At 39.5% G+C, this 9,711-nt stretch carries 4 protein-coding genes; 1 reads left to right on the top strand and 3 read right to left on the bottom strand.

The features are described 5' to 3' along the window. The 3 genes from AAC033_RS16950 to AAC033_RS16940 all read right to left on the bottom strand — a co-directional run. The coding region (locus AAC033_RS16950; protein ID WP_339740302.1) for a RagB/SusD family nutrient uptake outer membrane protein at positions 1–797 on the bottom strand (797 nt) is incomplete at its 3' end. 17 nt (positions 798–814) lie between these two features. Next, positions 815–4,036, bottom strand: coding sequence for a TonB-dependent receptor (locus AAC033_RS16945; protein ID WP_339740300.1), 3,222 nt, complete (start codon positions 4,034–4,036; stop codon positions 815–817). Positions 4,037–5,230: 1,194 nt separating this feature from the next. Further along, entirely contained in the window at positions 5,231–5,383 is a 153-nt protein-coding gene (locus tag AAC033_RS16940) for a hypothetical protein (RefSeq protein WP_339740298.1), read from the bottom strand. A 188-nt stretch (positions 5,384–5,571) separates the two neighbouring features. Here AAC033_RS16940 and AAC033_RS16935 point away from each other — a divergent pair, with 188 nt between their 5' ends. Next, a complete protein-coding gene (locus AAC033_RS16935; RefSeq protein WP_339740296.1) occupies positions 5,572–9,612 on the top strand; it encodes a response regulator in 4,041 nt (1,346 codons plus the stop codon). Positions 9,613–9,711: the final 99 nt, after the last annotated feature.

The following is a 9,711-nucleotide window of genomic DNA, read 5'->3' as shown; positions in this document are numbered from 1 at the left end:
GCCTTTAATTGGTCCACAGACGATTTTGTCACCTGATACGCCTCTTCCCAATGGTTTTCTCCTCCATTGTGAAGTGGGCTTGCAGCAAAAAGCATAGCTTCGGAACGTAGTGCACTTGCCAGGGCCTTGGTAGCGCGCCCGCCATTTGCCTCAGTCGTTATCCTCCAAGGTAGTGTTGGTTCATTAATCGCGTCGTTACAATCTGAAACAATCAAGCTAGCTACTTCATAGACCGATTGACGGGATAGTTCAGCGAAGTCGGCATCAAATGGAATTGTTTGATCCATGACCGGAAGTTTACCAAACCATTTGATCAGTTCCATATAGAAGAAAGACCTCATCACCTTAGCCTCTGCTTTAAATCTGCCTCGGTCAGCTTCATCATTTACAGCAGCTTCATCAATCACTTCTATTAACTGCGAACACAATCGTATCTGTCTCCAGTAACGACTCCAGTACGCGTTAGTCCTGGCTCCGTGTCCATCATGATAATCCCTCATAGGATGATTACTGGCAGAAGTATTGTCTTTGTAGTATTGATCGACCAACTGTCCCTGACCATCTTCAGAAGACCACCCATCGTCACTGCAAGCAACAACAGCAGGATCAAAAAAGAAATACACATATCCTTTTTGTGGGATATTCTCGTACAATGTATTTACCAAAGCCTCAACCTTGTCCGGATCAGCCAGAACCTCATCCAATTGCAGATTACCGTCGGGGGCTATATCAAGTGCATCATTACAACTGTTCAATAAAAAAACAAACAGTAGGAATATGTATAATTTATGTTTCATTTTTTCTGATTTTGCTATTAAAAAGTTACATTGACACCAAAGCTTATCATCTTCGTTAACGGGTATGCGAGTGCATCATTCTGCTCCGGATCTATGGTATTCGTGGGGAACTTATCCCATGTTAACAGGTTATTTCCATTGGCATAAATTCTTGCCCTTTCGATTCCAACTGGGTCCAGTACTTTTTCAGGCAGGCTATAACCAATTTCAATATTTTTTAACCTTAAAAAGGATCGGTCCATAATAAATAAACTATTCGCTTTCTGGCTCACTCCAGGAGACATTGCTAAAGCCGGATAACTAATTTCCTCTCCATTAGCATAACGCTCCGGAGTCCATGCTCTTTTGTGCCAATCACTGAAGACCCCTGCTATACCAAATTCCGTTACTCCCCAACCAGTGTGTACGACACTGCTTTGTGTAATACCAGAAAATACCATTGACAAATCAAAATCCTTAAAAGTCACATTTCCTGATAAACCATAAGAAACACGTGGTACAGACGAATATCCAATCGGGACGAGGTCACGGTCGTTAATTACTCCATCTTCGGTTACATCTACATACTTAACATCACCGAGGCGAGGTATGCCCCCAACTTCATAAGTTGGTAAATTTTCGAGTTCTTCCGGGGTATTGATATAACCATTTCCGTTGCTATAGTCAATCAGGTAGCCAAAATGCTGACCAATACTAAAGCCAGTAGAGCGATACGGGTAGGCATAATCATCCCCATATTTCACTTCATCAGCAAATTCTACCTTGTTCTCATTATAGTTAAAGTTTCCCCTGAGAGCAACAGAAAAATCTTCACTGATGATTTTCTGGTAGCCTAGTTCTACTTCGTATCCCTTGTTATCAACAATACCAATATTAACTTTTGGAATATTCCCCAGTGGTATTCCCTGAAGCACAGGGACTGTCGAACGCCCAATCAGGATCTTATCACGGTGTTCATTATAAACATCAACGGTAAGAGAGAAATCATTGAATAATTTTAAGTCAAACGCAACATTCTTCTTTTCTGCTTTTTCCCATTGAAGGGCTTCGTTCCCCATTCTTCCTTGCTGGACACTTTGTCCGTATCCTAAGCCGGGTATTTCTCCTCCGCCCATGGTAATAAAACTCTGGTACAGGAATCTGCTATTACCCAATTTGTCGTTACCAACAATTCCATAAGAGGCTCTTAACTTCAAATGCGTGATGATCCTGTTCCCTTTCAGGAAATTTTCGTTGCTGGGAACCCAACCCACAGAATAGGCAGGAAATGAGCCAAACCGGTTATCGGGAGCAAATTGTTCCGAACCGTTATAACCAAAATTGACTTCCGCCAGATACCGACTATCATAGTTGTATGTTGCGCGTCCAACATATCCTATTACATTATAGGGCAGATCTGCACTCCAGCCATCCCAGTTATCTCGCTGATAAAGAACCATACCAGTAACACTATGATTCCCAAAGCTTCTTGCATAATTAAGAGAGGCTTGCAGGTTCACGTAATAATAAGAATTCATGGTTTTAGCCAGGCGCATTGCGCCATCCGTATTGTTGCGAATGGCAGAATATCCAGATGTCTCATTCGCATTTCGAGCGACAATGACTGCGTAGGTATTATGGTCCCGGCTACCTTGACGAACCGTATTGGCATGACTGTCGAAGGCTATCATTCCCCGGGCACTCAGCCCTTTGGTAAGAAAATCCAATCCCCAATCCAGCGCCAATGAGGAATTCAGCACCGTTGATGTTTCGTCTCTATACCCACGACGATTAATTCCTCCGTAGGTACTTTGATCCCAACCGGGTTGAGCCACAATTTCATTCTCAGGAACGCCATATCCGGGGACAGTTAAGGGACCTGGAGCTGTTGGTGGAGTTGCCCATGAATAAGCCATCATATTTTGCACCAGATTAGCCATACTCCCATACAACTCTGCCGTTTGAGGAGAATTCATCTTTTGCAAATAAGTAGCCAGATTTAATGAAGCCTTTAGATTGTCCGCAATATTATAATCGATATTGCCACGAAAGTTGTAACGATCCATACTGTAACTGGGATCATATCCAAGAGCGCTTTCAGGTTCAGTATAAAAATTCCCCCCCTGACCAATATAACCGGCATTCAAAAAATAGGTAAAAGACTCTCCTCCCCCATTAAAATTCGTATTAACACGCGTTTGAGGTGCCCAATCGCGAAAATAATCATGATAGACATCCCGGTCAGGATAAAAGACAGGATCCTCTCCACTTTTGTATTTGTCAATCATATATTGCGTAAAAGGATAATCCTCAGGTGCCGCACCAGGATTGCTATTTGAAAACGCCTGATTACGAAGTTCAGCAAATTCCCAGGAGTGTATCCGATCGTTATGCGTGATAAACTGCTGATAACTCCGGTCAAACGTTATATTTAGCTCCGACTCTCCTGCTTCTCCACGGCGGGTAGTGATAAGAATGACTCCATTTGCCCCTCGAACACCAAACACGGCCGTAGCAGAGGCATCTTTCAAAATAGAAACAGAAGCAACTTCGTTCGGATCAAGTGTTGCAATATTGTCACGAGGGACTCCGTCAATCAAAATAAGTGGTGACGCATCATTTAAAGTTCCTATCCCCCGGAGGTAAAGATTCACATTATCCCTACCAGGTTGTCCCGATGATTGCATTACCGTTAAGCCGGGCATCTGACCCGCTAATGCAACTGATAGATTGGGAGAAGAACTTCGTTTTAAATCCTCCGTATTAACGGTTGAAATGGCACCGGTCACCGATTCCTTTTTCTGTGCTCCATAACCTACGACAACGACTTCGTCCAATCCGGTTGTTTCTTCTTCCAATACAATATTAAAAGTGTTGATCTCCCCTAAGGCAACTTCCTGTGTTTTCGTCCCAATAAACGAAAATTGCAAAGTTTCAGCATCAAGAGGAATTTTCAAAGAGAAATTTCCATTTATGTCGGTTACAGTGCCAATTGTAGTTCCTTTAACAATGACTGTTACACCTGGTAATGGCGAGCCATTGCTATCGGTAACATTTCCGGTAATGGTTTTTTCCTGCTGCTCAACCCGATTTTCATTTATCGTCGAGCCAGGTGGATCAGTTAAATAAGTAGCCTTTTGAATATCCACTGCTTGAACCTCTATAACAGAAGCTAGCATAAACACCCAAACAACTTTCATCAATACAAAAAATCGAAATACTTTCCTTTTAAGAAAAGCACTTGTTACATTTTTTTTCATAAATTAAACCATTTAGTTAAATTATTAGTTTGATCGCTTTAGTTTTTGATGCGGGTTATGCAAAACAATATTGCCTGTATAATAGTACCACGTTTAATACGCATCGGTTTTGCCTACTAATTAATCAAGCCAGGCGAAATAAAGAGGATTATTCCTTGTCTTTAGAGTATCTTAATGTGATCAATCATCTACACTAAAATGTTTTTTGCATCCTGTTTTGAGACCGGGCATCTCACTTCGGGTAGATGAAAAGTGGCCAATTGAGCAGAATAAATGCAGCAGTGTCGTTCGTTTCATAGTTTTAGGTTTGCGCCCATCCGAATGGCAAATAATTTCTTTCAGTCGGGCTTGTTTTATTACTTTGGTTTGATAACTCAAAAATGCACAGTATTAAATTAACGATTTACAAAAAGTGTTTCAAAATTTATCCTAAATGTACACAATCGCATTTTTTGTCAGTTTTGTACCTGTTTTATCGTGTTTGTTTCGGATCCAAATTTATCCTTTCACGTACTTAACACGATTTGTCCAATAAAAATAAAAAAGAGATCCTTCGACGATTTGCATTTTTATCTGAATTGCCATCGGATATGACTCGATCGCGATTATCGAAGCTGGTTGGGAAAAACCAAATCCGAATTCCTTGTAGCCTGATTTTGATGACAACGAATCTTGCCGATCATCGGCCACTAAAGAATCTTACTTTTTGTTTGGAATAGCGCCCGACAGAACAGATAATCTCTCTTAATGGAAAACTAAACTTTGGGCAGTACTAAAATGTCCTCACTTGGTTCTATTTTGGCACATTTAAAACCTTTGCTATGCCTTATTTATTTCTCTCTGTCTAATTTCGTGGCGGTGGTGCTTTTGATCAAAAAACTGTTCTTCGGTCATTTCTTTAACGAGCGGAAAGACAAACCATTTTTTGATGTCGTTGGCGGAAAGAATCGCCAACGACTACAAGTTCGATCGTTTTTCACGGAGTATAAGCGAAGAAACGATAACGTTTAAAGCGACCCGGTGTTTCCATACCAGCCACTTGCGGGTCTGAAACTGGTCGATCCACAGTACCGGCCTTGATTCTTTGATGCTGTGTTCGACAAAGAACCGCTGTGCCTGCATGTAGGCCAATGCTTTATGAATGTATTTTTCAGGTTGGCATTGGTGAACGAATAGGTTATTTTAACGGTATTTTTAGCTGACTTGGTTTTGTGAATGACCAGCTTCCATGGTTTTATCCGGTTGAACCTTGCGTTCCAGATCAATACCCTGGCAAAATGGTACTGCCCAAAGGGTGGTGTTACGCACCGTTATCTCACCCCAATCCCGCGGCTGAAGGTTTTTCATGTACTGGGATACAGTCAAGTCAGGGGTGGTGCATTTGAGCCTTTTTCGAGCAGGGCCTTTGTTTGATTGAGGCTCGGGGAAGAAATAGTTCCTGCTGATGGGTGAATATCTGTTGATCGCTGTGAATGTGTAATCATTTTAGAATTAGCCATACTGGAACACCAATCTTTTTTCCTAATTTTGAAAAGTTGAAAAAATTACTTTTGCATATATACAGGCCAAAGAAGTGGATTCTATGCTCACTTTTTTCATTGATTTCTTTTGCATTGATTGCACAGGAAAGCCATAAATTTATTCCTCCTAAATTCCAACAACTTGATTTACGGGACGGGCTGAGCAATTTGAATATATCATCAATTGTGCAGGACGATCTAGGCTATATATGGATTTCAACCGCACGGGGATTGAACAGATATGACGGGACTGGATTTAAACACTATCTTGTTGGTAGTGATGAAAATTCGCTTTATAGCAATATGCTGAATGCACTATACAAAAATCAAGACGGGCAGATTTTTTGTTGGTCAAATGGGGTAAACCTGTTTGACACCCAAAAAGAAAAAATGTATCGACTTGAAACACAACATGGTGGATTTCATGCTTTTGTTGATTTTGGTGATAAAACTTATGGAATGAGTAGCTTAAGTGGGTTCTGTGTTTTTAACGCAACACAGAAGTCTTTTGAGAAACTGCCCCATATCGAAAACGATTTATTATTAACTGAGCTGCATGTTGATTCCGCTACAGGGATTTGGGGTAAATCAAGCGACAATTTATTCCTGGCGAACTACAATCCGCGAACAGACCAATTTAATCGATATGCTATTCCTTCTGTTCAAGGAACGTCTTCTGGTGGTCCCATGGTTAAAATCGACAGTATCCTTATTTTAAGCGGTCAACAATTCGCTGCATTCGACCTTCAGAAAAAAACATTTAGCCCTTTACCAAATAAATGGAGAAAGCTGAACCAATTAAAAGATCTGGAAATTTGGTTTATAGAAAAGATTGATAATACCATCTGGTTTGGTACCCGAACGCAAGGCCTGTTCATTTTCGACCTGGAAACAAATGCTCTCATTAACCTGAACAAAGCAAATTCTGATATCAATTCGAACTTCATTACTTGTGCATTTAAGGACCGGGATGAAAATATTTGGGTAGGCAGTTTCGATCACGGGGTAAATATTGCGTTTAACGATTGTGGCAATGTAAATTATGACATCTCACTGAACAAGATAACCGACAATAAATTTATCAACAGCATTACGAGCGACACCCAAAACAACTATTACATCGGTTCGCGTAACGACGGTTTCTTTATTTATAATGCTGACACGAAAAGCACAAGGAATTACAATACGCAAAATAGTTTTTTAAGCTCCGATCATATTCGCACCATTTTTGTTGACTCTCAACATAAAGTATGGGTGGCTGATCAAAGGGCATTACACATTGTTGATCAACGGGCAAAACAACTGAAAGAATACTACATTTCTGCGGCCAATGAAGGCATGTCAGCTTTTTGTGAGTTGGAAGGAAAGGTTATTGCCTGTTCTGATGAACAAGGTTTTTTTATCTTTGATTTAGACGGCAATTTAATCAAACAGGAATTAAAACTGGGATCTAATATCTCACAAATTATTCCGCTTAATAAGGAAGAATTAATTGTAGCATCCTACGTTAACGGTATCTTTATCTATCATATTACGTCAGGGGAGTCCAGGAGTATTCATCGTGTTAGCAATGTTGAAAGCAACGTGGCAAATCAAACAATAACCATACATCTAGACGATGACAACATCTTGTGGATTGGAAATTATGCTACCGGATTGCACAGGCTCGATCTTAACACAAACGATGTTACAGTCTACACCATAGAAGATGGTCTTCCCGATAATGACATCGTGGGTATTACAGAAGACAAATCCGGCGTTCTTTGGTTAAGTACTTCCTATGGTTTGTCACGATTTAATAAGGAGCAAGAATTTGTGAATTACTTTTATAATGAAGGGCTAAATAATTTACAATTCCATGCAAAATCTGCCCATACCGATAAAAATGGAATCGTTTATTTTGGAGGTAACAATGGATTAAGCTATTTCGATCCGGAGTTAATGTCCCGGTCTACCAGTAAACATCCCCCAAAAATTATTCTTCAGAAATTAACCGTTCAAAACAAGGAGGTTGAGGTGGATGACGAAACGGATATTCTTTCCACGAATTTAAACATTACTCCTGAAATCAAACTCAATCACAAACAAAACAGTATTACAATTGAATACCATGCCTTTGATTTTGTTGCTGCCGACGAAATGAGGTACTGTTATATTTTAGAGGGGCTGGAAGAAGGATGGAATAATGTCGGAAAAAGGAATATTGCAAGTTTCTCAAACTTACGACCTGGAAATTATAGATTCAAAGTAAAAGCCCAGAATAACAAGGGAATATGGTCTGAAGTTTCTACTCTTAATATAAAAATAAAACCTTCACCTTTCCTCACCATCTGGGCTTTCAGTCTCTATCTGCTTTTGTTGTCTACGATTATCTATATTACTTTTCAATTAAAATTACGAGCCAAGTTATATAAAAGCAGACTTGAGGTTGAGCATAATGAGCGCATACGTGAAAAAGAAGTTGCGGAAATGAAAATGCGTTTTTTCTCAAATATTTCACACGAAATCCGCACTCCGCTAACCCTTATTAAAGGAAATGTTGATTTACTATCAAAAGATCTGACTGAAAAGAACATAAAAATTGCCTCCTTTTCTGGCTTACAATACAGCACCAATCGATTATTAAGCTTGGTCAACCAGCTTTTATCGGTTCAGAAACTCGAAAATGATGCGCTTGATTTAAAAGTCAGACCAGATGATATTGTTCAGCTAACCAATAGGCTGATTCAACCTTATAGATATGTTGCTTCAAGCAAAGAAATTGCGATTGAACTGGAATCGGATTTTGACAAATTGATACTGCCTATTGATGAAGACAAGTATGAAAAGATAATGAGCAACCTTTTGTCCAACTCACTAAAACACGTCAAAGTACAAGGCCTGATTAAAATCAAAATGGAAATGCTTGAAGCAGCTGAGATGGCAAGTTTCTTTGGTAGTAAGGCGATGATGAAAGATGATTCCTATGTGAAAATTTCAGTTATTGATAATGGCATTGGAATTCCTAAAAATGATCTGGGCGTCATATTCGACCGATTCACACAATCAAAAATAGACAAAAAGAAGCCTGACTACTCAGGAACCGGAATTGGATTAAATTTTACAAAGAGACTGGTCGAATTGCATCATGGAGCCATTATAGCTCGCAGCAAAAAAAATGTTGAAACCAAATTTTCCTTTGTACTTTCCCTGAACGATAAAACCTACAAAAAGGATCAATGGATCAGCGCAGATACTACCACGCAACCGTCGATACCCGAAAAGCACCTTGAAGAAACAATTTCTGTAAACACAAATGATGATAAGCCACTGATTCTTTTGGTTGAAGATGATCTGGAATTGAATCGTTTTATTAGCTCCTCATTAAAAAAGCAATTTAACGTTATTTCTGCGTACAATGGAAAGGAAGGAATTAAGCTGGCACAAAATCAACTTCCCGAGCTTATTATTTCAGATATTATGATGCCGGAGATGGGCGGTTTTGAAATGTGTAAACGCATCAGGGAAGATGACCTCATTTCACATCTTCCTATCATTTTACTAACAGCTAAAACCGATACCGAAAGCAAAATAACAGGTTATGAATACGGCGCGGATGATTATATCTCGAAACCTTTCGAGCAAAATGTTCTGATTTCAAGAATCAAAAATTTAATTGCATCCAGAAAAAAACTTCAGGCATCCTATAAACAAGGTATATTGGTGGAACACGAGGTGGAAATTACCAATCAGTTTGAACTAAATTTTGTAAAACGCATTGAAGCAATAGTTGCATCAGAGTACCAATCGCCAAAACTCAATGTAAACTTTCTGGCCAGCCAGATGAATATGAGCAGAACCAATTTTTACCGGAAGTTTATGAGTGTTACGGATGTCTCTCCAAAAGATTTTATAACCAAATACCGCATCAACAAATCGATCGAATTGATCAAAAGCGGCAACGATAATTTTGGTGAGATCAGTCATTTATGTGGATTTGGCAGCCAGAGTAACTATTCAGCAATTTTTAAAAAGGAAAAAGGAGTTACACCCTTGAAATATAAGAACTCTCTATAATCCTAAAGATTATTTGTTCGTTCCTGGTCTAACACCATATTTAAACTCCGAGAAGACCAATTAATCCAACGTTTAAATAGGGTCTGCTGATTTTCTCAA

Origin of the sequence: uncultured Sunxiuqinia sp., from assembly GCF_963974515.1 — a bacterium.
GTDB lineage: Bacteria > Bacteroidota > Bacteroidia > Bacteroidales > Prolixibacteraceae > Sunxiuqinia.
Note: the sequence above shows the minus strand (reverse complement) of the source record. Positions and strands in the feature narration are given on the sequence as shown.

Bases quoted from the DNA above. Each gene is read 5' to 3' on its own strand.
- AAC033_RS16945 (WP_339740300.1), bottom strand. From the start codon at position 4,036: ATGAAAAAAAATGTAACAAGTGCTTTTCTTAAAAGGAAAGTATTTCGA.
- AAC033_RS16940 (WP_339740298.1), bottom strand. From the start codon at position 5,383: ATGAAAAACCTTCAGCCGCGGGATTGGGGTGAGATAACGGTGCGTAAC.